Source organism: Streptomyces sp. H27-H5 (genome assembly GCF_026627505.1).
In the GTDB taxonomy this organism is placed as follows: Bacteria; Actinomycetota; Actinomycetes; order Streptomycetales; family Streptomycetaceae; genus Streptomyces.
In genome coordinates this window covers 36,929-60,469 of sequence record NZ_JAPNLK010000047.1, presented here as the reverse complement: position 1 = coordinate 60,469, position 23,541 = coordinate 36,929, and the positions used below count along the sequence as shown (strand labels likewise).

19 protein-coding genes, 1 pseudogene and 1 riboswitch are annotated in these 23,541 nt (G+C 72.0%); of the genes and pseudogenes, 3 read left to right on the top strand and 17 right to left on the bottom strand.

Features of this window, described 5'->3' with window-relative positions:
• Positions 1–36 precede the first annotated feature (36 nt).
• A complete protein-coding gene (locus OTB19_RS23305) occupies positions 37–1,062 on the top strand; it encodes a M48 family metalloprotease (protein ID WP_267800295.1) in 1,026 nt (341 codons plus the stop codon).
• A complete protein-coding gene (locus tag OTB19_RS23300) occupies positions 1,059–2,969 on the top strand; it encodes a hypothetical protein (protein ID WP_267800294.1) in 1,911 nt (636 codons plus the stop codon). The genes OTB19_RS23305 and OTB19_RS23300 overlap by 4 nt, the downstream gene beginning before the upstream one ends.
• Before the next feature lie 143 nt (positions 2,970–3,112).
• Here the strand turns inward: OTB19_RS23300 and OTB19_RS23295 are convergent.
• From OTB19_RS23295 to OTB19_RS23265, 7 genes and pseudogenes are all read right to left on the bottom strand, one after another.
• Positions 3,113–3,689: pseudogene (locus tag OTB19_RS23295) on the bottom strand (GAF domain-containing protein).
• 53 nt (positions 3,690–3,742) lie between these two features.
• Positions 3,743–4,162, bottom strand: coding sequence for a DUF742 domain-containing protein (locus tag OTB19_RS23290; protein ID WP_267800293.1), 420 nt, complete (start codon positions 4,160–4,162; stop codon positions 3,743–3,745).
• The gene (locus tag OTB19_RS23285; protein ID WP_267800312.1) at positions 4,159–4,593 is read right to left on the bottom strand and encodes a roadblock/LC7 domain-containing protein; all 435 of its coding nucleotides are present in this window, start codon (positions 4,591–4,593) and stop codon (positions 4,159–4,161) included. The genes OTB19_RS23290 and OTB19_RS23285 overlap by 4 nt, the downstream gene beginning before the upstream one ends.
• Positions 4,594–4,664: 71 nt before the next feature.
• The gene (locus tag OTB19_RS23280) at positions 4,665–6,431 is read right to left on the bottom strand and encodes a sensor histidine kinase (RefSeq protein ID WP_267800292.1); all 1,767 of its coding nucleotides are present in this window, start codon (positions 6,429–6,431) and stop codon (positions 4,665–4,667) included.
• A gap of 274 nt (positions 6,432–6,705) precedes the next feature.
• On the bottom strand, positions 6,706–7,920 hold the full coding sequence (locus OTB19_RS23275; RefSeq protein ID WP_267800291.1) for an MBL fold metallo-hydrolase: 1,215 nt from the start codon (positions 7,918–7,920) through the stop codon (positions 6,706–6,708).
• Positions 7,921–8,090: 170 nt separating this feature from the next.
• Entirely contained in the window at positions 8,091–8,876 is a 786-nt protein-coding gene (locus OTB19_RS23270; RefSeq protein WP_267800290.1) for an SGNH/GDSL hydrolase family protein, read from the bottom strand.
• 162 nt (positions 8,877–9,038) lie between these two features.
• Positions 9,039–10,073, bottom strand: coding sequence for a LysM peptidoglycan-binding domain-containing M23 family metallopeptidase (locus tag OTB19_RS23265; protein ID WP_267800289.1), 1,035 nt, complete (start codon positions 10,071–10,073; stop codon positions 9,039–9,041).
• A gap of 4 nt (positions 10,074–10,077) precedes the next feature.
• Positions 10,078–10,265, bottom strand: a riboswitch (cyclic di-AMP (ydaO/yuaA leader).
• 311 nt (positions 10,266–10,576) lie between these two features.
• Here OTB19_RS23265 and OTB19_RS23260 point away from each other — a divergent pair.
• Positions 10,577–11,392 carry a tyrosine-protein phosphatase gene (locus OTB19_RS23260; protein ID WP_267800288.1) on the top strand — a complete coding sequence of 272 codons (816 nt, stop codon included), beginning with the start codon at positions 10,577–10,579 and terminating at the stop codon, positions 11,390–11,392.
• 39 nt (positions 11,393–11,431) lie between these two features.
• On the opposite strand, the gene OTB19_RS23255 is transcribed toward OTB19_RS23260, so the two are convergent.
• The 10 genes from OTB19_RS23255 to OTB19_RS23210 all read right to left on the bottom strand — a co-directional run bounded on the left by OTB19_RS23255 (position 11,432) and on the right by OTB19_RS23210 (position 23,494).
• Positions 11,432–12,847: an aspartate aminotransferase family protein gene (locus OTB19_RS23255; protein ID WP_267800287.1), complete on the bottom strand. Its 1,416-nt coding sequence runs from the start codon at positions 12,845–12,847 to the stop codon at positions 11,432–11,434.
• Positions 12,844–13,875 carry an adenosyl-hopene transferase HpnH gene (hpnH, locus tag OTB19_RS23250; RefSeq protein WP_267800286.1) on the bottom strand — a complete coding sequence of 344 codons (1,032 nt, stop codon included), beginning with the start codon at positions 13,873–13,875 and terminating at the stop codon, positions 12,844–12,846. The genes OTB19_RS23255 and hpnH overlap by 4 nt, the downstream gene beginning before the upstream one ends.
• A 5-nt stretch (positions 13,876–13,880) precedes the next feature.
• Entirely contained in the window at positions 13,881–14,549 is a 669-nt protein-coding gene (locus OTB19_RS23245) for a 1-hydroxy-2-methyl-2-butenyl 4-diphosphate reductase (protein ID WP_267800285.1), read from the bottom strand.
• The gene (shc, locus tag OTB19_RS23240; protein ID WP_267800311.1) at positions 14,546–16,498 is read right to left on the bottom strand and encodes a squalene--hopene cyclase; all 1,953 of its coding nucleotides are present in this window, start codon (positions 16,496–16,498) and stop codon (positions 14,546–14,548) included. Before shc ends, OTB19_RS23245 begins: the two co-directional genes overlap by 4 nt.
• A 379-nt stretch (positions 16,499–16,877) precedes the next feature.
• Positions 16,878–17,972, bottom strand: coding sequence for a polyprenyl synthetase family protein (locus tag OTB19_RS23235; protein WP_385638184.1), 1,095 nt, complete (start codon positions 17,970–17,972; stop codon positions 16,878–16,880).
• 56 nt (positions 17,973–18,028) lie between these two features.
• The gene (hpnE, locus tag OTB19_RS23230; protein WP_267800283.1) at positions 18,029–19,402 is read right to left on the bottom strand and encodes a hydroxysqualene dehydroxylase HpnE; all 1,374 of its coding nucleotides are present in this window, start codon (positions 19,400–19,402) and stop codon (positions 18,029–18,031) included.
• Between the two features lie 130 nt (positions 19,403–19,532).
• Positions 19,533–20,492: a presqualene diphosphate synthase HpnD gene (gene hpnD, locus OTB19_RS23225; protein WP_420716892.1), complete on the bottom strand. Its 960-nt coding sequence runs from the start codon at positions 20,490–20,492 to the stop codon at positions 19,533–19,535.
• A complete protein-coding gene (hpnC, locus tag OTB19_RS23220) occupies positions 20,489–21,418 on the bottom strand; it encodes a squalene synthase HpnC (RefSeq protein WP_267800310.1) in 930 nt (309 codons plus the stop codon). The genes hpnD and hpnC overlap by 4 nt, the downstream gene beginning before the upstream one ends.
• Before the next feature lie 371 nt (positions 21,419–21,789).
• Positions 21,790–22,572: an ABC transporter ATP-binding protein gene (locus tag OTB19_RS23215; RefSeq protein ID WP_267800281.1), complete on the bottom strand. Its 783-nt coding sequence runs from the start codon at positions 22,570–22,572 to the stop codon at positions 21,790–21,792.
• Entirely contained in the window at positions 22,565–23,494 is a 930-nt protein-coding gene (locus OTB19_RS23210) for an ABC transporter permease (protein WP_267800280.1), read from the bottom strand. Before OTB19_RS23210 ends, OTB19_RS23215 begins: the two co-directional genes overlap by 8 nt.
• Between the last annotated feature and the right edge of the window lie 47 nt (positions 23,495–23,541).

Below are 23,541 nucleotides of genomic sequence, written 5' to 3'. Positions count from 1 at the left end.
GGCCCGACTCCCCCGCCCGCGCCTCCCACGCTCGGGATGCCGCAGCCCGGATACCCGCCGGTGCCGGGCGGAGCTCCCGCACCCGCGTACCCGCCGGCCGCGTACAAGGCACCCCCCTACCCGCCGGCCGCGTACGACCCGGCCGCGCCACCGGCGGTCCGCCGCGGCGCGGACTCGTCGTCCATCACCACGATCCTCCTCAACCTGCCCCTGTTCTTCGGCAGTCTGCTCGTCATCTGGTTGGTCTCCCAACTGCTGCCGACGGGGCTCGACGTCGTCTTCGTCATCGCCTGGCTCGCGTCCGGTGCCCTGATGTTCCACCGTCCGACCGAGCGCGCCCTGGCCCGGATGCTGTTCAAGGTCCGCGAACCCACGGCCGCCGAACTGGCGAGGCTCAGGCCACTCTGGGACGACGTCACCCGGCAGGCCGGCATCGACGGCTCGCGCTACGACCTGTGGGTCGAGGACAGCAGCCAGGTCAACGCCTTCGCCGCCGCCGGACACATCGTCAGCGTGACGCAGAAGTCGCTCAACACCCTTCCCCCGGAGCGCCTCGGCGCGGTCCTCGCCCACGAACTGGGGCACCACGTCGGCGGTCACGCCTGGTCCGGGCTGCTCGGCGTCTGGTACGCGCTCCCGGCCCGGGTCGTCATGGCCGTCGTGAAGTTCGTCGTGACCTTCGTCTTCCTGGTGGCCGCGCAGATCGCCTGCCTCGGCGCGCTCCTGTTCGCCCTGATCATCGGTGCGATCGCGATCTCCCTCGCCTTGGCCTTCCCGCCCGCGCTCGCCCTGTTCGCCGTCCCCGTCCTCCTCGCCTGGGCGGGTCGGCTGGGTGAACTGCGGGCCGACCGGTTCGCCGCGGAGATCGGCTACGGGCCCTTGTTGCTGGCCACGTTCACGGACTCGCACACCCAGGGTGCCGACGACGACAGCGGCAAGCAGCGTCTGATGGACCGGCTGATGGCCACGCATCCCCCGCTCCACCAGCGCATCCGCGCGCTGGAGCCGTTCGTGGCCGGACCGGCCGGACCCCTCGCACCCCATGGAGGCCCGGCCGCATGACCTCCCAGACGACCGGGGCCGTGGCCGGGTCCGGGGCGGCACCGCCCGACCACCACCTGCGGCTGTTCGCCCCCGGGCAGCGGCTGGGCTGGACCTACCGCGACCCCGAGTCGCTGCGCCGGCCCTTCCCCGAGCCCGAGCCGCAGCGGCATCCCGTACCCATGGCGTACGAGAACCGGGCGCACGCCGCCCGACTGACCCACCAGGAGCGCAAGGGCTCCACCGTCAAGGTCGGCGGCGGGATCGTGCTGGCGCTCCTGCTGCTGGCCGCCGTGGCCGGCAGCTTCATGGCCGTGCTCGCCGTGGCGGCCGCCGTGGTGTGCCTGGTCCTGGTCGGCCACGCCGGACGGTCGGCGACGACGGCCGGCGCGCAGCTGGAAGCCAAGCGCACGGAACTGGAGAACCACTTCCAATACGCCTGGCACGACTGGAACCAGCGCCGCCACCAGCACGCCGCCGCGCAGGACGAGTGGGTGCGGAGCCTGGACGCGTGGGGCGCGCTCCCGGCAGGACCGGGCACGCGGCGTCTGGACATCTTCGGCGGCAGTCAGCGCAGCCGGGAGGGCTTCCTCACCGTCTTCGGCACGTCGACGCTCCGGCAGCAGCCGCTGATCGTCCTCGACCTGACGCAGGCCCTCGTGTGTCAGGAGCTGGCGACGCTCGCCGAGCTCGCCGATGTCCCCGTCGACGTACAACTGCTGCCGAGCCGCATGGCCGAGAGCGGGATCGTGAGCGGTCTGACGCCGCAGGAGCTGGTCGACACCCTCGTGGAGGCCGTGTACGCCGACGGCTCGGAGGCCAACAGGGCCGCGCGGGCCATGGACACCAGGATCCTCCACCAGTTGTGCGGGGCGCTCGGCGGCGATGTCACCCCGGCCCGCCTGGGTGCGGGTCTGCGAGCCCTGATGGGCGAGATCGACGACACCGAGGCCCTCACCCGGGCCGAACGCAACCGCATCGCGGACGACCTGGTGGGCGACAAGAACAAGGACCAGATACGGGACAGCCTGCTGCGGCTCGCTTCGTTCGTCCATCCGCTGGAGCGTCTGGGTGCCGAGCGGAACGGGCGCGGTCCCGGCTACCTCACCTGCATCGCCATGGACTTCACCACGGGATCGGCCGGCAACGAGCTGCTGGCGGACCTGGCCGTGCAGAGCGTGACCCGGCGCCTGGCCTCCTTCCCGGAGGCAGCGCCGTCGGTGGTCGTCGCGCTCGGCGAGAAGGGCCTGCACCGGCAGTACCTGGAACAGTTGGCCAGTGTCTGCGAGCGGCGCGGCGCGCAGCTCACCGTCCTGCACCCGCACCTGCGCGAGGGGTCCCAGGAGGTGATCGGCAGTGGCACGGTCGGCTTCATGAAGCTGGGGAACCACCAGGAGGCCGGGGTCGCTGCGGACTTCATGGGCCGCCACCACTCCTTCGTCCTGCACTCGCTGACGAACACCGACGGCACGACGGTCAGCACTTCCGTGGCCAAGACCTTCGGATCGTCGGTGAGCACCGGCACCACGTACAGCGAGTCGGTGAGCCGGGGGTCGAACTGGGGGACCAGCAGCTCCAGCAGCTACCAGAGCGGGCCCAGCTCGTTCTCGACGAGCAGCAGCTCGGGCGGCAGCCACAACAAGACGACCGGTACGTCGACCAGCACGACCCGTTCGACGAACGAGTCCACCTCGTACACGACCAGTGACGGCCAGAGCACCAGCCTCGCGCGCGGTGAGCAGCGTGTCTACGAGTACGCGGTCGAGCCGACACAACTCCAGGCGCTGGCCGACTTCAGCCTGCTGGTGGTGGAGCGGAGGCCGGACGGCTCCGTGAACGTCCAGGCGGCGGACTGCAACCCGAACATCGTCCTGCTGGACCGGGTGAGCACCCAGCCGCTGCCCTACGCGGCGCCCGGCACACCCTGACACACGGCCCCGGCCCCCCTCCATGCACGGAGGGGGGCCGGGCCCCCTCGTATCCGTGTCCGCCCTCCCGGCCACCGGGCCCCTGTCTGACGCTTCACACCTTCAACCGGCCGCACTCGACGGACACCCACCCATCACCCGAGTCAACAACCCTGCGGGTCAATGGGCCTGGGGGCGCCTCGTCCGTCCTCGCGCGTGTGGACCAGCTCGATCAGCTCCGCCGCGAGGCCCTTCACCGTCGCCAGTCCGTCCAGTCCCCAGCGCCTCGGCACCAGGTCCACGGCGCACACCGTCCCCAGGACGAAGCCCCGCCGGTCCGTCAACGGGGCTCCCAGGTAGGACCGTACGCCGCTGCCGTCCACGACCGCGTTCCCGGCGAAGCGCGCGTAGTCCCGTACGTCCTCCAGGGCCAGCGCCCGCCGCCGGACGACCACGTGCGGGCAGTAGCCCGTGGTCCCGGGGCAGGGAACGGGCCGGGTAGCCGCGCCGCGGGGCGTCCGGCCCGTGGTGCAGGCCGGCGAAGAACTGCCGCTCCTCCCCCATGAAGTTGACCCCCGCGTAGGGCGTTTGCAGTGTCTCGGCGACGTGTTGCGCGAAGGCGTCGAGTTCCGGGTCCGCCCGCTCCCCGAGGTCCAGTTCGCGCAGGCGCGGGGTGCGCGCGGGCGCCTCCCGGTCCACGGGGGTGAGGAGCAGGTGGCCGGTCGATGCGTACAGGGTCATGCGGTTCCCCCGGATCCGAGAGCGTGATGGGTCGGGGCGGGGTCGGGCGGTCGTCACCGGCACCGGCGCAGGCCTTCGAGGACCGCCCGCAGCAGGGTCTGGTCGTCGGCGATCAGTGCACCGCCGTCCAGGTGCCGCGGCGCCTGCGCCGTGACGGCCCCGTGTTCGAGGAGGTCGCCGAGCAGCACCTTCACCACCGTCGTCGGGAGCCGCAGGTGCCCCGCCATCTCGGCGACCGTGACCGCCGCCACGCCCGCGCACAGGCGCAGGACGAGGGTGTGCTCGGGCCCGAGCGGCGCACGCGGACGTACGCCGGTCGCCGCCACCAGCGAGAGCAGGTCGAGTGCGACGGCCGGTCGGGTCCGTCCGCCGCTCGCGGTGTACGGGCGCGTCACCCGGCCCGCGGTGTCGTCCAGCCACGGGGTGTCCCGTCCCGCGCCGACGGTGTGCGTCCCCCCGATCCGGGTCCTCATCGCTCCGCGTCGGCGGTGACGGGCCGCCTCGGCGGCGCCGACAGGTACGGGCGGACGCTCTTGACCAGCATCGCCATCTCGTAGCCGAGGACCCCGGCGTCGGCCGCCCCGTCCGCGAGCACGGCCAGACAGGTCCCGGAGCCGGCCGCCGAGACGAAGACGAGGGCCGTGTCCAGTTCGACCACCACCTGTCGGACCTCCGCGCCGTCCGCGAAGCGGGAACCGGCCCCGCGCCCCAGGGAGTAGAGCCCGCAGGCCAGCGCGGCCATGTGGTCGGCGTCGTCGGCGTCCAGGCCGTACACGCAGGTGACGAGTCCGTCCGCGGTGAGCAGGACGGCGCCGCGGGTGTACGGGACCCGTTGGACCAGCCCGCTGAGCAGCCAGTCGAGATCGGAGAGCCTGACCGTCTTCGTCGCCGCTTCGCCGCCCATGGGGGTGTGCTCCTTGCCGAGGTGGGGGGTGGGACTGGTGAGAGGGGTGGGGGTGGGGGTGGGGATCGTGGTCATGCGGGCCCCTCCGATCGGGCGAGACCGAAGCCCCGTTGGAAGGCCGCCATCAACCCTGGGTCGTGCACGGGCGGTTCGGCATCCGGGGCACGGCTCGGGCCGGTGGCCTCGCTGGGCTCGGGAACAAGGTGTGCGCGGGCGTGGCGTCGGGGCAGCGGCGGCGGGTCCGCGTCCGCGCCGCTCACGGGAACGGTGGTGAGGCCGGTCGCGGGGACGACCGTGCCGAGGAGCACCTCGGGGGCCTCGCCCGCGTACGCGGGCGGCGCCGCACACGTCGGCACGACCCCGGGCGACACGATCCGACTCGGCACGACCTCCGCCCGCGACGGTTCCGGATCGGGCGCCGGGACGGGAGCGGCCGAGTGCCCCGGGGCGGGCGGGTCCCACGGCGAAACGGCCGGACGCGGATCGACGGTCTCGGACCGGTGGCTCTCGGACGCGTGGCTCTCGGGCCGGTGCGGCTGGGCGGACGCCCGTACGGGCGCGGGCGCCGGCATCGTGTCCGTTTCCCCGGAGCCCCACGAGCCGGCCCGGGAGCCGCCCCCCTGTGCGTCGGCGGCGCTCGGCGCCTCGGCGCCCAACAGCTCCTGCGGCAACACGAGCACGGCGAGCACCCCGCCGTAGATGTTGGACTTGAGCTCGACGGCGATGCCGTGCCGCCGGGCCAGCGCCGCGACCACGAACAGGCCGATCCGACCGTCCCCCAGCAGGTGCCGGACGTTGACCTGGTCGGGATCGCCCAGCAGGGCGTTCATCCGGTGCTGTTCCCCGACCGGCATGCCCAGCCCGCGGTCCTCCACCTCGACCGCCACCCCGGCGGTCACGCGCTCGGCGCGCACCGTCACGTCGGTGTCGGGGGCGGAGAAGACGGTGGCGTTCTCGACGAGTTCGGCCAGCAGGTGCACGACGTCCGCTACGGCGTGCCCCCGGACGGTGCCGCCCGCCGGGGGTACCACCTTCACCCGCGTGTACTGCTCGACCTCCGCGACGGAGGAGCGCAGCACCTCGCTCAGATCGATGGGGCGGGTCCACTGGCGCCGGGAGGGGGCGCCGCCGAGGACGGCGAGGTTCTCGGCGTGGCGGCGGATCCGGGTGGCGAGGTGATCGACGTGGAAGAGCTGCCTGAGCAGATCGGGGTCCTCGACGGTGTCCTCCAGGTCGTCGAGGAGCGCGATCTCCCGGTGTACCAGGGACTGGAGGCGGCGTGCGAGGTTGACGAAGACCTCGACCTTGCGGTCGCTGTCGGACGGGGTGACCGGGCCGGCCAGCCGGACGAGCGTCGTGTGCGCCTGTTCCCGGGCACCCCGGAGTTCCTGGGACAGCAGCCAGAACTCGTCCACCCCCGCCGGATCGGTGTGCGGCGGCCCGCTCGGGCCGCCGCGCACCGGGCGGGGCGCGGCCTCGCCCCGTTCCAGCCGGTCGGCGGCCGTCCGCAGTTCCTGCCGGCCGCGCACGCTGGAGCGGCGCAGGGCCTCGCACCGGTCGCGGACGGCCTTCGCCGCGCGTTGTCCGCCGAGCAGGGCTGCGGCGAGCGCACCGACCACGAGGAGGGCGCAGCCGCCGAGGACCGGCCACAGTCGGGCGTCCCGGTCGCCGGCGCCTCCGCCGAGTTGGAGCGTGAAGATCACAGCGGCGGTGCCGCTGAGTCCGGCGGCGAGGGTGGGCAGGACCGTGGCGCGGAGCATCTGGGGGCGTATCTGCCGGCCGGGACCGGTGGCGGCGTGTCTCGACGGGGAGTGGCGGGCGGCGCGGAGTCCGGACATCGGCGTCCTCGGTACGTGGGGCCCGGGCCCCCGGTCGTGCCGAGGCCCGGCGTTGATCACCGGATACCCACGCTAGACCGCACTCTCCCGCCCGGGACCGTCACTCGGGGAACTTGGCGGGGGTGCTTCCCGCTTGCGACGGAGCGCTCGTACGACAGCCCGAATCCGCCGGGAGCGCGTACGCCCGGGCGGAACCGGGCGTACGCCGTCCGAGCGCGCGTTCGCGCTCCCGGCGAGGACCGGAGCCGCCCCGGGCCCCGGGTGGTGACAGGAGCTACGCCCCGACGGCCTCCGACTCCTCCCGGCCGGTGACGGCCGGGGCGAGGGCGGTCCGCGCGGGGGCCGTCGGCGCGGCCGTCGTCATCCGGGCGGGGGCGGGTTCGGCGACGACGAAGGGCCGCCACCACGGTTCGGCCGGCGCGTCGGAGGCGCCCGGTTCGAACGGCTGGCCCGGTACCGGGAGGGCGATGGCGGAGCCGGTCTCCCGGGAGGCGGTCACCGTGCCCTCGCCGGGCTCGTCCCAGGGGTGCAGGGCCAGGTTGAAGGTGCCCCAGTGGATGGGCAGCATCGTGCCGTGCGGGATGCCGCCCTGGAGGTCCAGGTGGGCTTGCATGCCCTCCTGCGGCGTCATGTGGATCTCGCTCCAGTACTCGGAGTACGCGCCGATCTGGATCATCGTGGCGTCGAAGGGGCCGTGCGTCGCGCCGATCTCCTTGAAGCCGGGGAAGTAGCCGGTGTCACCGCTGTGGTAGATCCGGTGGCGTTCCCCCGCGACGACCCAGGAGGCCCACAGGGTGAACTGCTGGTTGCGCAGTCCCCGGCCGCAGAAGTGCCGGGCCGGGGTGGCCGTCAGCGAGAGCCCGGCGACCTCGGTGGTTTCGTTCCAGTCGAGCTCGCGGATCCGGTCGGCGGGGACTCCCCAGCGCTCCAGGTGGGCTCCGACGCCCAGCGGGACCGCGAAGACGATGTCCCGCCCGGCCAGTGCCTTGATCGTCGGGAGGTCGAGGTGGTCGTAGTGGTCGTGTGAGATCACGACCACGTCGACGTCGCCGAGGGAGGCCAGCGGCACGGGCACGGGGTGCAGCCGCTTGGGTCCGGCGAAGGGGAAGGGGGAACACCGCTCGCCCCACACCGGATCGAAGAGCACCCTGCGGCCGTCGATCTCGGCGAGCACGGTGGAGTGGCCCATCCAGGTCAGGCGCAACCCGCTGACCGGCGGCTTCGCCAGTTCGGCGAGGGTCGTCGGATAGACCGGGATCGCGCCGGCGGGGCTGCGTCGGACCCGCTGTTCCTTGTGGAAGTAGATCTTGGCGAACTCCGCCATCGAACCGGAGGGCCTGGTCCGGGCACCGACCGGGTTCTGGAAGACGCCGTCGGCGAAGTTCGGCGAGCGGCGGATCCGCTCCAGGCGCGCGCCGGACGGATCCGCGCCGAAGGCTTCGGGCCGCAGGGCGCGCAGCCGGGGACGCAGGGGACGGGAGCCGGTCAAGGCGCCTCCTGGGTGGATCGGGGCGGGACGGTCGTACGTCTACGACCATCCCAACGCACACCGGCCCCGAAGGATTCCGCCACCGCCGACCGACTCGTCGGGCCCGTCGTCCCGCGACCCGGTCGGCCGATCCCCCTTGGTCATAAGGGCTCCGCCCTGCGGGCCGGGTCCTACAGGGGCAGCAGGTCGGGGCGCTTCGCCTCGACGTGGTCCCCGGAGGACTCCCCGCGCAGCCGTCGGCCGATCCACGGGACCAGGTGTTCGCGCGCCCACTGGATGTTGTCCCGCGTCACGTCCACCGATCCGCGCGGGCGCTCCGGCGGCCACGGCTGGTCCGGGTCGGTCGGCACGTCCAGGCCGAGCACCTGCGCGGCGCGCAGCGCGACGCGGGTGTGGCCCTCGGGCGAGAGGTGCAGTCGGTCGCCGTCCCAGGCCCGTCGGTCCTGTACGGACTTCAGGGACCAGAGGTCGAGGACCGGGCAGTCGTACTTGTCGGCCACGGCTCGCACGTGCGCGTTGTACGTGGCGATCTTGCCCCGCATGTACCGCAGGACCGGTACGCCCCGGGTGTCGAACCCGGTCGTGATCATGACCTGCCCGACGGAGCCGACGAGGTCGGCCACGGCCGCCTCGAAGCGTTCCGCCGTGGCGTCCGGGTCGCTGCCCGGCCGGATGATGTCGTTGCCGCCCGCGCAGAAGGTGACCAGGTCCGGGGCGAGGGCCTTGGCCCGGGGCACCTGGTCGGCCACGATCTGGTCGAGGAGCTTTCCGCGCACGGCCAGGTTGGCGTACCGGAAATCGTGTTCTTCGCGCCGATCGGCCAGGAGTACGGCCAGCCGGTCCGCCCAGCCGAGATGTGCATCCCCGGGTCCCGGGTCCCCCACGCCCTCGGTGAAGCTGTCCCCGATCGCCGCGTACGAGCCGATGGTCTTGAGTGTCGTCTTCGTCGCTGCCACAGTTCGACATCCTTCACCCCCGCGGGCGACCTACGCCAACGTAATGAGGGGTTGACGGACCGTGATCTATCCCACCATGCATACGCGGAATAAGAATCGCGTGAGGCCGGGACCCCCTCGGGTCCCGGCCTCACGCGTGTCCGTGCTCCTGCGAGCGGTGCGTCAGATGCTGACGCCCTTCGAGCGCAGGTAGGCCAGCGGGTCGACGTCCGAGCCGTAGGACGGGCCGGTGCGGATCTCGAAGTGGAGGTGCGGGCCGGAGGAGTTGCCGGTGGAGCCGGAGAGCCCGATCCGCTGTCCGGGCGTGACGCCCTGGCCGGTCGAGACGGACAGCGAGGACATGTGGCCGTACTGCGAGTACCTGCCGTCCGCGTGCCGGATCACGACCTCGTTGCCGTACGCGCCGCCCCATCCGGCGGAGACCACGGTGCCCGCGCCGACGGCCTTGACGGTGGTGCCGGAGCTCGCGATGAAGTCGACGCCGGTGTGGTAACCGGAGGACCACATGGCGCCGGAGGCGCGGTACTGGGTGGAGATCCCGCCGCCGACCGGGGCGACGAAGCCGGTGCCCGTGCCCGTGTTCGCGGAGGTGTCGCCGGAGGTGTCGCCGCCCTGGCCGGCGGAGGCCGCGGGCCGCTTGGCGGGGGCCTTGGCGGCGGAGCCGGCCTCGGAGTCGGCCCGAGCCGCGCCGGCGGACCGCTCGGTCGACTTCGGAGCGGAGGGGGCACCCTTGCCGGAGCGCGACTGCGTCTGCGACTCCGACGGGGCCGGAGCGGACCGGGTGGCGGGAGCCGCCGCGCCGAGGGTCAGCTTCAGGCCGGGGTGGATCAGCGAGGGGTCGGAGCCGACGGCCTGCCGGTTGTCGGCGTACAGACGCTCCCAACCGCCGGAGATCTGACGGTCGGCGGCGATCTTCGAGAGGTAGTCGCCCGACACGACGGTGTAGACGGTCGGGGCGGCCTTCGCGGCGATGGGGGCGGCCTGGAGGGACACCGGGGCCTGCGGGGCGGCCGCCGGCGCGGCGTCCGGGGCCGACACGGGCGCGGCGACGGGGGCGGTCGCGGGAGCACCGGCAGCGTGGGCGCCGGCGGCTCCGATCAGCGGCAGGGCGAGTGCCGCGCCGCCGGTTCCCGCGGCGGCGAACCCGCGGGACAGGGAACTGGTCTTCGGACGGCGGTGCTTACCCTTTGCGGGCATGGCGAATTCCTCTCCGTCGCCTGCGAGGTGAGCTGTCGGGTTCGGACTGGAGATGTCCGGTCGCGCATCGGCGTCGGTGACGACGGCCGAAGTGCGGCTTCACCCCTAGCCGTCCCGGAGACGAGGCCCCGGAACGGCGGCTTACCTGGTTCCCCCGCTCCTGCCGCGCGCGTGAATAGTCGGGTGGGGTTCCCGGGCGGCGGCAGGATTAGGCGGTCCACCCGGATCGATCGCGAAGGTAATCGAGTCCTGCCACGCACAACAAGCCATGAATTTCCTGACGGAATCCCAGACATGGGGGGCCGCCGGAATTCCCGTCACCCTCTGTCCATTCCGGACCATCAACAACCCGCGCCACATGGCAATTCGAGTTTCGCGATCAGGCACGCACGGTCACCGTATGATCTGGCTCACGGAGCCTGGCGCGATCTCGCCTCCCCTGATGGCAAGTTGGTCCCAAGTAGTGTAATTCGGACACTTCACGACGACGCGGAGGAACCCCCTTGACCCGGCAGATACCCCGAACCCCGTCCGTGACGCCCGAACTGTCCGGAGTGCGCAACTTCCGTGACGTGGGCGGGCTGACGACCACCGACGGACGGAGGGTCAGGTCAGGACGACTCTTCCGAAGCGGACATCTGGCACATGCCACCGAAACCGATGCACAGTTCCTCGTATCGCTCCGTCTGCACACGGTCTTCGACTTCCGCAACGACGCCGATCACGCGCTGGAAGGGCCGGACGTGGAACTGCCCGGCGTGCGGAACGTGAACATCCCGCTCTCGGATCCCGCCGACGGTCGGGAGTTCTGGACGATGGTCCGCGACGGCGACCTCGACCGACTGAATGCCGTACTGGGCAACGGAAAGGCCGTCGCCCGGATGGAGAACTCCTATCGCGGCATCATCCGGAACCGGACCGTCGAACACGGTCGGGTCGTCCGCGCCCTCGCCGAGGAGAGCCTCCCCGCGCTGATGCACTGCGCGGCGGGCAAGGACCGGGCCGGCCTGTCGATCGCCGTCACCCTGCTCGCGCTCGGGGTGGAACGCGAGGTGATCGTGGCGGACTACCTGGAGTCGAACGCCCCGCACAACCGTTACCGGGTCCGCCGGGGCAGCGACGCGCCGGAGGCCCGTTCGCCCGAGGTCATGGCGCTTCTCGCGCCGCTCTTCGACGCCCGCGCCGAGTACCTGGTCGCCGCGTTCGAGGTCATCGACGCGACCTGGGGCGGCGTGGACGGCTATCTGGCGGAGGGTCTCGGGCTGACGCCCGAGACCCTCGACCGGCTGCGGGACCGGCTCCTCGAAGAGCCGGTCTGATTCCGTCGACGCCGGACACCGCCGGGTGGGAGCGGGCCGTCAGCGGTTGCCGACGGCCTGCTTCACCAGCGTCCTGCCGAACTCCCACATCAGCCCGCCCCCGCCGTGCGCCTCGTCCATGACCTCACGGAAGGCGCCGACGAACCGGTCGACGTCCCGCTCGTCCACGATCAGCGGCGGAATGAGCTTGATGACCTCAAGGTGGTCCCCGGAGACCTGCGTGAGGATCCGGTGCTTCTGGAGCAGCGGCACCACGACCATCTGCGCGAAGAGCCCCTTGCGGGCCGCCTGGAGCATCGTCCAGCGGCTGCGCAGCCCCAGCGAGGACGGTCGGCCGAACTCGATGCCGATCATCAGGCCGCGGCCGCGCACCTCGTGCAGCAGCTCGTACTCGTCCACCAGGGCGGCGAGCCGCCCGCGCAACAGGTCGCCCGTCGATCGCGCACGGGCCACGAGCGCCTCGTCGTCCATGACGGAGAGCACCGCCAGTCCGGCCGCCATCGCCTGCGCGTTGGATCCGAAGCTGGCGGAGTGCACCAGGACCCGGTCCATCGAGGAGTAGACCTTCTTGAAGATCCAATCCTTGCCGAGGGTGGCGCCGACGGGCACGTAGCCCCCGGAGAGGGCCTTGGCCACGCACACCAGATCCGGTTCCACGCCGGGTTCGTGCTGATAGGCGTAGAAGTCACCGGTACGTCCGAGACCGGTCTGCACCTCGTCCGCGATCAGCAGCGCCTTGTGCCGGTGCAGCAGTTCCTGTGCGGCGAGCAGGAACCCGGGCGGGGCGGACAGCACGCCCTTGCCCTGGATCGGTTCGACGACGAGGGCGGCCACGTCGCCCCGCCGCAGTTCGCGCTCCAGGGCGGCCAGGTCTCCCAGCGCGATCTTCGTGTCGGGCAGCAGCGGGGCGAAACCGTCCCGGAAGCCGTCCTCCCCGTTGACCGAGAGCGAGCCGGTGGTGAGCCCGTGGAAGGCGTGGTCGCAGTAGAGGACCCTGGGCCGCCCGGTGGCGTATCGGGCGAACTTCAGGGCGGTCTCCACCGCCTCGGTGCCGCTGTTGCCGAAGAAGACCCGGTCCAGGTGCGGACTGTACGACAGCAGCTTCTCCGCGAGCAGTCCGGGCAGCGGCTGGCAGTCGAAGCGGGTGAGGTCGGCGAGCTGCGCGTCCAGCACGTCGTGCAGGGCACGCCGGACCACGGGGTGGTGGCGACCCAGACCCATCACCCCGAACCCGGCCAGCATGTCCAGGTAGTCGTTGCCCTCGGCGTCGAAGAAGTGGGCTCCCTCGGCCCGCTCGTAGACCTTGTCGAAGCCGATGGTGCGCAGCATCCGGGGCAGCTGGTGGTTGAGGTGGCGGCTGTGCAGCTCGTACCGCTCTCCGCCGCGTTCGGCCAGCAGGGCGCCGAGGTCGAAGCCCGTGCCCCGGCCGCCCTCCCCCGCCTGGCCGGCGCTCATGCCGACGTGCCCCGGTTGCCGCCGATGGTCTCCCGGGCCGCGCGCAGGGATTCCTTGAGGGAGCCCATGGTGGCGAGGACCGCGGTGGGTTCGTAGCCGCAGTGCGCCATGCAGTTCGCGCAGCGCGGGTCCTTGCCCCGGCCGTACTTGTTCCAGTCGGTGTCCTCGATCAGCTCCCGGTACGTGGGGACGTATCCGTCGCTCATCAGATAGCAGGGGCGCTGCCATCCGAAGAGGGAGTAATTCGGAATGGCCCACGCGGTGCAGGGGAAATCGACCTTGCCTTCCAGGAAGTCCAGGAAGAGCGGCGAGTGGTTGAGCCGCCAGCGACGCCGGTTGCCGCCCGCGAAGGCCTTCTTGAAGAGTTCGCGGGTCTGTTCCACTCCGAGGAAGTGTTCCTGGTCGGGCGCCTTTTCGTAGGCGTAGGCGGGCGAGATCATCATCTCGTCCACCTCCAGGTCGTCATTGAGGTAGTTCAGTACCTCGATGATGGTCTGGGGGGTGTCGGTGTTGAAGAAGGTGGAGTTCGTGGTGACCCGGAATCCGCGCTTCTTCGCCTCCTTGATGGCCGCCACGGCCTCGTCGAAGACGCCTTCCTTGGCCACGGACTCGTCGTGGCGCTCGCGCAGGCCGTCGATGTGCACGGCGAACGCGAAATAGGGGGACGGGGTGAACTTCTCGATCTTCTTGCGGAGGAGCATCGCGTTGGTGCAGAGGAAGACGTACTTCCGCTTGGCCACCAATTGACGGACGATCTCGTGGATCTGCGGGTGCATCAAGGGCTCGCCACCCGCGATGGAGACCATGGGCGCCCCGGACTCCAGGACGGCGCCGACCGCCTGGGCGACCGGCATGCGCTGCTTGAGGACGCCGGCCGGGTGCTGGATCTTCCCGCACCCCTCGCAGGCCAGGTTGCAGGCGTAGAGCGGCTCCAGTTCGACGATCAAAGGGAACTTCTCGACCTTGCGGAGCTTCTGTTCGAGAAGATAGGTCCCGACCCTGATGGACTGTCGCAACGGCATGGCCATCTGGCTCACCTCCTGGGGAGCAGCAAAGAACGGTGCCAGTCATGAAACGCGGGCAGTACGGCACGCAACACGCGGAAAGCCGATATTCCTCCGCGCACCGTGCCGATACGGACGAGCTCGTGCTCCGGAGCGTCCACGATCACCCGGACGGCCGCAACCGGGCGGTTCGCGCCGGGTTCCGCGGTGGGGCCGCGGGCGGCGGTCCACAGGGTGGCCGCCGATTCCATGTCGACCGCGACGGCGCCGGTGGCGCGCAGGTGCGCGCGCTCCTGGCCGCGGACCACGTGGTCGGATCCGGTCAACGCGCCGAGGTGCACGGTCCGGCCGGGTACGGCCCGGGCCAGTGCCTCGGCGAGCAGGGCGGTGCCGTCGCAGGCGACGGTGCCGCGAGGGTCCCGGGTCTCCTCGGCGACGACGAGGTCGCCCGGGTTCATGCCGGGTACCAGTCCGGCGCAGAAGCCGGTGGCGAGCACGGCGGCCCGTTCCATCCCGGGGCCGGTGAGCGCCCGGCCGACGGCCTCGTCGGCGGCGCGCGGGCCCATGCCGGTCCGCAGGACGGTGTACGGGGCGGGCGAGCCGCGTTCGTCGCCGCCGCGCAGGGCCAGGCGTTCGATGTGCAGGGCGCAGGCGACCAGCAACGCGGGGTCGGTCCCGGGGGGCCGGGCCGCGGTCATCGGGGCTCCCGCGCGAGGGCCCCGGCCGGTCCGTCCGACCGGCCGTCCGGGCCGAAGGGTTCGCCGTACAGGTAGCGGCCGAGAGCGGTGAGCGGGAAGACCTGCCGGTACAGGTGGTAGTTGATGGAGAAGTCCCAGGGGAAGCCGGTGCCGGTGAAGTAGGGCTCGTCCCAGGATCCGTCCTCCTCCTGGGTCCGGACCAGGTACGCGATGCCCCGTTCCACCGCCGCGCCGTCGCGTTCGCCGGCCGACAGCAGCGCCATGAGCGCCCAGGCGGTCTGCGAGGGGGTGGAGGCGCCCTTCCCGGCCCATGACGGGTCGTGGTAGGACCGCTGGTCCTCGCCCCAGCCGCCGTCCTCGTTCTGTACGGTCTCCAGCCAGCCCACCGCCCGCCTGATCGCGGGGTGCGAGACGGGCATCCCGGCGGCCGTCAGGGCGGGGACCACCGAGCCGGTTCCGTACACGTAGTTGGTGCCCCAGCGGCCGAACCAGCCGCCCTCCGGCTCCTGTTCGGCCAGGAGCCAGGCGATGCCACGCCGGGTGCGCGGCTCGGCGGACCTCCCCTCGACGGCGAGCATCTCCACGACGTGGGCGGTGACGTCGGCCGACGGGGGGTCGATGACCTCGCCGAAGTCGCAGAACGGCAACTTGTTGGGGTACGGGCTGGTGTTGTCGGCGTCGAAGGCGCCCCAGGCTCCGTTGCGGGACTGCATGCCGAGCGTCCAGGCCACCCCTCGGGCGATGGCGGCCTCGACGCGTGCGGGCTCGGGATGGCGGATCCGGCGCAGGGCCAGGACCACCTCGGCGGTGTCGTCGATGTCGGGGTAGTTGTCGTTGTGGAACTCGAACGCCCAACCACCGGGGGCGAGTCCGGGGCGCCGCACGGCCCAGTCACCGGTGCGGGTGATCTCCTCGCCGAGCATCCAGTCGGCCGCCTTGACGAGGGCCGGGTGGTCGGGCGGTACGCCCGCGTCGGCCAGCGCGATGGCGGCGAGGCAGGTGTCCCAGACCGGCGACTGGCAGGCCTCGATCATCCTGGCGCCGTCCTCGCGCCAGACGGCGAACCGGTCGAGCGACTCCAGCCCCGCCCGCATCACCGGGTGCCGGAGGTCGTGGCCGAGCAGGTGGAGGGCGATGACGGAGTACACGGCGGGCGGCTGGATGCCGCCCCAACAGCCGTCGCTCTCCTGCCGGTCGACGATCCACCGGCCGGCGGCGGCCATCGCCGCCTCGCGCACCCGGCGCGGTGCGAAGCGCCGGTAGACGTGCAGGGCCTTGTCCATCCGCTGGAAGAGCCCGTCCCAACTCGCCACCGGGGCGAGCTTCACCGCCGGGTAGGGCGCCCGGGCATCGGCGTGCAGTTCGTCCAGCGCGAATGGCGCCGGGCGCACCGGCCGCAGTGCGGAGACCACGGTGAGCGGGACGATGGTCTGGCGGGCCCAGCAGCCGAAGTCGTAGATGTTCAGGGGCATCCAGGACGGGAGGAAGACCAACTCGGGTGGCAGTTCGGGGAGGTGGTCCCAGCTCCACCAGCCGAAGAGCGCGAGCCAGATCCGGGTGAAGACCCGGGCGGCCGCGATGCCTCCGTGGCCCCGGATCCAGGCGGAGGCGCGGGCCATGTGCGGGGCGTCCGGGTCGTCGCCGGCGAGGCGCAGGGCCACGTACGCCTCGATGGTGGCGGAGAGGTCGGACGGGCCCCCGTGGAAGGTGGCCCAGGTGCCGTCGCTCTCCTGCTCGCCGCGGATGAACAGGGCCGCGGCCTGGGTGGTGGCCTCGTCCCGGATGCCGAGGAACTGCCGCAGCAGCAGGTCCTCCGCGTCCATGGTGACGTTGGTCTCCAGGTCGCCCTTCCACCAGCCGGCCGGGTCCTGGCGGCCCAGCAGGTTGCGGACGGCGCGCTGTGCGGCCTCCCGTGCGTCCTCGACCCCACCGGGCCACGCGGACCCGATCGGTGTCGAAGGTCCCGTCGTGACCGATCCGGGCGATGTCACGGATCCGGTCGATGTCGTGGATCCCGTCGTCGTCGCGGATCCGGTCGGTGTCGGGCCGGGGGGTGTCCCGGGGTTCGGGCGTTCCCGGACCCCGGCCGGTGCCGGGCCAGGCGGCCCCGTGGTGGCGGCCGCCGTGTGCGTCGCGGTGCCGTGGTCCGGTCCGGTGCCGCGGGAACCCGCACCACCGTCGGTCGTCGCTGTCATGGCTTCCCCTTACGTTGCAGTGTCCTCTGCTGTGCTGGGGTCTGCCGTCGGCCGGTGCGCGCCCGGGCGTGATGCCCGTTAGACGGCGGCGCCGGCCGGCGACTCGCGATTCATATCCACGTACGGGTGGCGATCACCTCTTGCGCACGACGACGAAGTCGGCGAGGGCGACGAGCTGTTCGCGCACCCGCTGGGGCATGTCGACGTCATCGAGCGCGCGGATGGCGATCGTGTGCTGGCGGCGCGCTTCCTCGGCGGTCCACTCGCGGCCGCCCGCGGCGTCGATCAGGGCGGCGCGGGCCGCGAACTCCTCCTCCGAGAAGTTCTCGAAGTCGTTGCTCTTGGCGTCGGCGGCGAGCAGTTCGCCGAGTTCCTCGGCCGCCGGGCCCCCGGCCGCGAGGGCGGCGACGACCGGCAGGGACTTCTTGCGCTGGCGCAGGTCGCTCCACGTCTGCTTGCCGGTGCTCTCCGGGTCGCCCCAGATGCCGAGCAGGTCGTCGACGGCCTGGAAGGCGAGGCCGAGGTGGTAGCCGTACTCCTCCAGCTTGTCGGCGGTGCGGTCGTCCGCGCCGCCGAGCACCGCGCCGATCGAGACGGCGCAGGCGAGCAGGGCGCCGGTCTTGTTGCCCTCCATCTCCAGGCACTCCTCGACGCTGACGCGCTCGCGGTGCTCGTACGAGATGTCCTGGGCCTGGCCGTCGATGAGCTTGCGGCTGGCGGTGGTCAACCGGCGCGTGGCGCGCCCGGCCTCGACGGTGCCCAGTTCCAGCAGGATCTCGTTGGCGAGGGCGAAGAGCGCGTCGCCGACGAGGATCGCGAGGGCCGGGCCGTGCACCTTCCACACGGTGTCGCGGTGGCGGCGCTGTTCGTCGCCGTCCATCAGGTCGTCGTGCAGCAGCGAGAAGTTGTGGACGAGCTCGACGGCCGCGGCGCCCGGGATGCCGACCTCGGGCGCCGCGCCCGCGGCCTCCGCGGAGAGCAGGGCGAGGGCGGGGCGGATCGCCTTGCCCCCGTCGCCGTCCGCCGGGTTGCCGTGGGCGTCGATCCAGCCGAAGTGGTAGGCGGCGACGGTGTCCATGGGCGATGCGAGCCGTTCCACGGCGGCGCGGAGCGCGGGCGTCGACAGTGCGCGGCCACGCTCCAGCAGGGCGACGGTGTCCGCCTTCTCCCCACCGGCCGTGCCCACACTGGCATCCGCGTTCTCGACAGCCGGATTCCCCGGGTTCACTGGCTCTCCTCTGGTTCCTGTACGTGTACGTGCTGCGGCGGTGGTGTCGATGCTCGTCATACCGCCTCCTGCAGCGGGTGTTCGCGCCGGCGGTCGAGACCGGCGAGCGCGGCGTGCGCCGCGGCCAGTCCGCTTCGGACGGCGCTCTCCATGGTCGCGGGCCAACCGGTGGCGGTCCACGCACCGGCGAGAAACAGTCCCGGCGTGTCGGTCCGGGCGCCGGGCCGCAGTCGGCCGACTCCGGGGGTGGGGGCGAAGGTGGCGGTCCGCTCCCGGGTGACGAAGAAGTCCCGTACCTTCGCGCCGCGTGCGGCGGGCAGCAGCCGCTCCAACTCGGGCAGGTACTTGGCCCGCAGGACCGAGACGGGCTCGTCGATGTCGTCCTGGGCCACCGACTGGGACAGGGCCAGGTACTGGCCGCCGTCGGTCAGCCCGGAGGCGTCGGTGCGGTCGAAGACCCACTGGACGGGGGTGCCGAGGGCGGCGAAGAAGGGCTGCCGCAGCACCTTGCGGTCGTAGACGACGTGGACGTTGAGGATGGGGGCCGTGCCGATGTCGAGGAGCTTGTCCGGGTCGGCGAGCGCCCCGGGCGGCAGCAACGCGTGCGCCTCGCGTTGCGGGACGGCCAGGACCACGGTGTCCGCGTCGAGCGATTCGCTCTCGGTGTCGACCCGCCAACTGCCGGACTCCAGCCGCGACAGGCAGGTGACGCGGGTCCGCAGCTCGGTGCGCACGCCGGCCGCGTCGAGTGCCTTGCGGGCGAGGACGTCGTGCAGGTCGCCGAGGGGGACGCGGGCCCAGCCGATGTCGGCGGCGCCGTTCTCGGACAGCAGGCCGGTCTTGAAGACCATGGCGGCCAGCCCCAGGGAGGACTGGTCGGCGGTGGCGTTGAGGGTGGCGATGCCGACGAGGTCCCACAGCGCCTCGATGGTGCGCGGGGACTGGCCGTGCCGGCCGAGCCAGGTGGCGAAGTCCAGGCCGTCGAGGGCCGGGTCGGCCGGGTCGAGGCGGCGCAGCGCGAGGGCGGCCCGCCCGACGCTCGCCCGCTCGGCGAGGGTGAGGTGCGGGTAGCGGGCCAGGGAGGAGGCCAGGTGCAGGGGCACGGGCAGAGCGCTGCGGCGCAGCCGGCCCAGGCGCGGCCCCCGGGGGTGCGCGACGTCGAGTACGGGTACGTCGAGGCGGTCCTGGAGGGGGGCGAGGGCGGCGCCGTCGACGCGGTCGAGGAACCACCGGTAGGCGGTGCAGCAACGCAGGTAGACGTGCTGGCCGTTGTCCACGGTCAGCTCGCCGCGCTTGAAGGAGAAGGCGAGTCCGCCGAGTCGGGGGCGGCTCTCCAGGAGTGTCACCCGCATGCCGGCGTCGGCGAGTTCCAGGGCGGTGGTGACGCCGGCCAGGCCGCCGCCGACGACCACCGCGTGGTTGGCGGTCATGCGTCCTCCTCGTCGACCTTCGGGTCCCCATTGGTCCGGTCCATTACCTCGACAGACGTCCCCGCGGGCGGCGGGGTTGCCCCGCGCGGGGTCCGGGCGCGGCCGTCACGGTCGAGGGGGCCCCGCGCCGTCAAGGCCGCCTCCTGGTGCTCTGCCGGGAGATGGTCCGGGCGTCGAGGCCGGAGAGGCCGCGTACGGCGACGTACGCCTTCTCGTGCGTGGGCAGCGAGACGCGTCCGCGCAGCACGGCGTCGGGCTCGCGCTCGATGCGGTCGAGGAGGCGGCGGTAGATGCCGGCCATGGCGGCGACGCAGGCACCGCTGCGCCGGTCGAGCATGGGCAGCAGTCGGTAGCCCTCGACGAACAGGGCGCGGGCGCGCCGGACTTCGTGGTGGACGAGTCCGGCGAAGTCGGCGCCGGCCGACATCCGCTCGCTGCGGAAGCCTTCGGAGCAGCCGAACTTGGCGAGGTCCTCGGCCGGCAGGTAGGTGCGTCCGTTGCCGGCGTCCTCGCGAACGTCCCTGAGGATGTTGGTGAGTTGCAGGGCGAGGCCGAGGGTGTCGGCGTACTCGCCGGCGCGCTCCGCGTCGCGCGCGCCGGGGGCGGTGCCGAACACGCCGAGCGAGAGGCGTCCGATGGCGCCCGCGACGCAGCGGCAGTAGACCTTGAGGTCGTCCCAGGTCTCGTAGCTCTCGCCGCGCACGTCCATCAGGACGCCGTCGATGAGTTCGTCGAGTCCGCCCAGGGGGATCGGGAAGCGGCGCGCGGCGTGGGCGACGGCGACGGCGACGGGGTCGGTGTCGTCCTCGTCGACCTCCTCGGCTCGGATCCGGCCCAGGAGGGCGCGGGTCTCCTCCAGCCGGACGAGCTTGGCGTCGGGCGCCAGCGTGCCGTCGCCGATGTCGTCGACGCGGCGCGAGAACGCGTACAGCGCGGACATCGCCTGCCGCTTGTCGTTGGGCAGCAGCCTGATGCCGTACGCGAAGTTGCGTGCCTGCGAGCCGGTGACGGCCTCGCAGTAGCCGTAGGCGGCCTGGACCGGCGCGGACGGTGTGGACGCGTGTGTGGGGCCCTCCACGTTGGGGCTCACCCCTTTCTCGGCGCTGTGCGCAGGACGGCGGCCACCTCGCGGAGCAGGCCGCTCCCGGTGGGCTTGGGCGGGCCGGGCAGTACGTCGAACCCGGCGTCGGTGACGGCCCGCAGGGCGGCGCGCCCACCCCCCACGAACCCCGCGAGCAGCAGTCGGAGCCTGCCGTGCACGCTACCCACGAGGGGGGTGCCTTCATTCAGGAGGTCCCGGGCGCGCACGGTTTCGAATGCGATGAGGGAGCGTACGGACGCTCCGGCGGTCGGCGCCTTGAGGTCGACCTCGGACACGTGGAAGCGGCGCATGTCCTCGGCCGGGAGGTAGATCCGGTCGCGGCCGAGGTCCTCGGCGACGTCCTGGAGGTGCTCGGCGATCTGGAGTGCGGTGCAGACGGCGTCGGAGCGTCGGATCCGCTCGGGGGTCGCGGTGCCGGTGAGGGCGAGCACGAGCCGGCCGACGGGGTTGGCGGACAGCTCGCAGTAGGCGAGCAGGTCGCCGTACGTCTCGTAGCGGGCGACCCGTTGGTCCTGGCGGTTGGCCTCGATCAGACCGAGGAAGGGCTCGGGGGTCAGCTCGTGCGCGCGGACCACGGGCCGCAGGGCCTGCAACAGGGGGTGTCGCGGGGAGCCGCCGCCGGCCGCGAAGACGCGCTTCAGGTCGGCCTCGAAGGCGTCGAGCATGGCGAGCCGGTCGTCGGATGCGTCGGGTTCGAGGCCGAGCAGGACGGCGTCGCGGCCACCGGGGGCGAGGTCGCCGTCGCCGATGTCGTCGACGAGCCGGGCGTAGCCGTACACCGCCGTCAGCCCCTCGCGCCAGGCGCGGGGCAGGAACACGGGGGCGACGGGGAAGTTCTCCGTCCGGGCCTTGTCGAGCGTGAGGCTCGTGTGGGCGTCGGACGTCGCCGGGACCGGGTGCCGACGACCACGGATGCCGCGCCCGGGGCTCACCGCCCGCCGCCCGGGGCGGGGACGGCCACAGTGTTTGGGGGCCGGAGAATTCCCGTAGCCATTGCCGTCACATCTCCCGTTCTACACTGCCGAACCAAGTCATCCTATTTCGGACACGCCGCCGGACTTTACCCGGGGTGCCCCCTGCCATTCGGCTGTGGGGAAACGTCCCCTCTTGACGAGATGGAGAACCGCCCCAGCCTACGCTGTACAACGTCGCGAAGGCCTATCGGGTATTCGCTTCGCGGGCGAATGTCGGAAGGCGGAAATAATCGCCGTCACACCAAGGCCCCCGCCGCACGGAGCGGCAGGGGCCTGCGGTATTACCGGGCAATGACAGGCGCGTCGTCCCGTCAGTGACTGGTGGCCTTCTCATATGCCGAGACGACTTCCTCGGTGGGCCCGTCCATCAACAGTTCGCCCTTCTCCAACCACAGCACGCGGTCGCAGGTGTCGCGGATGGACTTGTTGTTGTGACTCACCAGGAACACCGTTCCGGCCGTCTCGCGCAGCTCGCGAATACGGGCTTCCGAGCGGACCTGGAACTTGCGGTCACCGGTCGCCAGCGCCTCGTCGATCATCAGGACGTCGTGGTCCTTGGCCGCGGCGATCGAGAAACGCAGGCGCGCCGCCATGCCCGAGGAGTACGTGCGCATCGGCAGCGAGATGAAGTCGCCCTTCTCGTTGATCCCCGAGAAGTCGACGATCTCGTCGTAGCGCTCCCTGATCTGCTCGCGCGTCATGCCCATCGCCAGACCGCCGAGGACGACGTTGCGCTCGCCCGTCAGGTCGTTCATGAGTGCGGCGTTGACGCCCAGCAGCGAGGGCTGGCCGTCCGTGTAGACCTTGCCGGACTCGCAGGGCAGCAGCCCCGCGATGGCGCGCAGCAGGGTGGACTTGCCGGAGCCGTTGGAGCCGATGACGCCGATGGCCTCGCCGCGGTACGCGGTGAAGGACACGCCGCGCACGGCGTGGACCCGGCGCACGCCCGGGGAGTCGCCCTTGCCCCGGCGGAGGATCTTGCTCAGCGCCGCCGTGGCGCTGCCCTTGCCGGAGCTGCCGGTGTTGACCCGGTAGACGATGTGGACCTCGTCGGCGATGACGGTGGGGACGTGCCCCTTCTTGATCTCAGCCACGGCCGTAACGCTCCTCAGCCTTCCAGAAGTACACGAAGCCGCCGATGCCGATGAGGACGGCCCAGCCGACCGCGAAGCCCCAGACGTGCGGCGGCAGGTTCTCCGGGCCGTAGCCGTCGATCAGCGCGAAGCGGATCAGGTCCATGTAGATGGCCGCGGGGTTCCACTGGAGGACGTCGGCGATCCAGGCCGGCTTGCCCTTCAGCATCTCGTTGATCGAGAACATGACGCCCGAGGCGTACATCCACGTTCGCGTGAGGAACGGCATCAGTTGCGCGAGGTCGGGGGTCTTGGACCCCATTCGCGCGAAGACCAGCGCCAGCCCGGTGTTGAAGACGAACTGCAGCGACAGCGCCGGGATGACCAGGAGCCACGACAACTGCGGGTAGTTCCCGAAGGCGACCGCGACGATGACCACCACGATCATCGAGTACATCAGCTGCTGGAGCTGCTGCATCGAGAAGGAGATGGGCAGCGAGGCGCGCGGGAAGTGCAGGGCGCGGACCAGACCGAGGTTGCCGGGGATCGCGCGGACGCCCGCCATCACGGAGTTCTGGGTGAAGGTGAAGACGAAGATGCCCATCACCAGGAACGGGATGTAGACGCCCTTCTCCATGCCCCGACCCGCGTTCAGGATCAGGCCGAAGATCAGGTAGTAGACCAGGGCGTTCAGCAGCGGGGTCGCCACCTGCCAGATCTGCCCGAGCTTCGCCTGGCTGTACTGCGCCACCAGCTTGGCCCGGGAGAAGGCCATGATGAAGTGGCGTCGGCCCCAGAGCTGCCGCACGTACTCGCCCAGGCCGGGCCGGGCACCGCTGACGGACAGGCCGTACTTCCTGGCGAGCTCCGCGGGGGCGAGCCCCGCGTCTTCGGACGGCGGCTTGCTCGTGGCGAGGGCGCCGTCGTGGGTTGTGTCACTCACAAGTTGAAACTTTCCGTCTTCAAGATGCGGCAGAAGGGGGGATCGGA

Bases quoted from the DNA above. Each gene is read 5' to 3' on its own strand.
- OTB19_RS23255 (WP_267800287.1), bottom strand. From the start codon at position 12,847: ATGAGCGCCGGCCAGGCGGGGGAGGGCGGCCGGGGCACGGGCTTCGAC.
- OTB19_RS23285 (WP_267800312.1), bottom strand. From the start codon at position 4,593: ATGGGCGGCGAAGCGGCGACGAAGACGGTCAGGCTCTCCGATCTCGAC.
- OTB19_RS23290 (WP_267800293.1), bottom strand. From the start codon at position 4,162: ATGAGGACCCGGATCGGGGGGACGCACACCGTCGGCGCGGGACGGGAC.
- OTB19_RS23265 (WP_267800289.1), bottom strand. From the start codon at position 10,073: ATGCCCGCAAAGGGTAAGCACCGCCGTCCGAAGACCAGTTCCCTGTCC.
- OTB19_RS23305 (WP_267800295.1), top strand. From the start codon at position 37: ATGCCGCAGCCCGGATACCCGCCGGTGCCGGGCGGAGCTCCCGCACCC.
- OTB19_RS23280 (WP_267800292.1), bottom strand. From the start codon at position 6,431: ATGTCCGGACTCCGCGCCGCCCGCCACTCCCCGTCGAGACACGCCGCC.
- OTB19_RS23300 (WP_267800294.1), top strand. From the start codon at position 1,059: ATGACCTCCCAGACGACCGGGGCCGTGGCCGGGTCCGGGGCGGCACCG.
- hpnH (WP_267800286.1), bottom strand. From the start codon at position 13,875: ATGGCCATGCCGTTGCGACAGTCCATCAGGGTCGGGACCTATCTTCTC.
- hpnE (WP_267800283.1), bottom strand. From the start codon at position 19,402: ATGACCGCCAACCACGCGGTGGTCGTCGGCGGCGGCCTGGCCGGCGTC.
- OTB19_RS23245 (WP_267800285.1), bottom strand. From the start codon at position 14,549: ATGACCGCGGCCCGGCCCCCCGGGACCGACCCCGCGTTGCTGGTCGCC.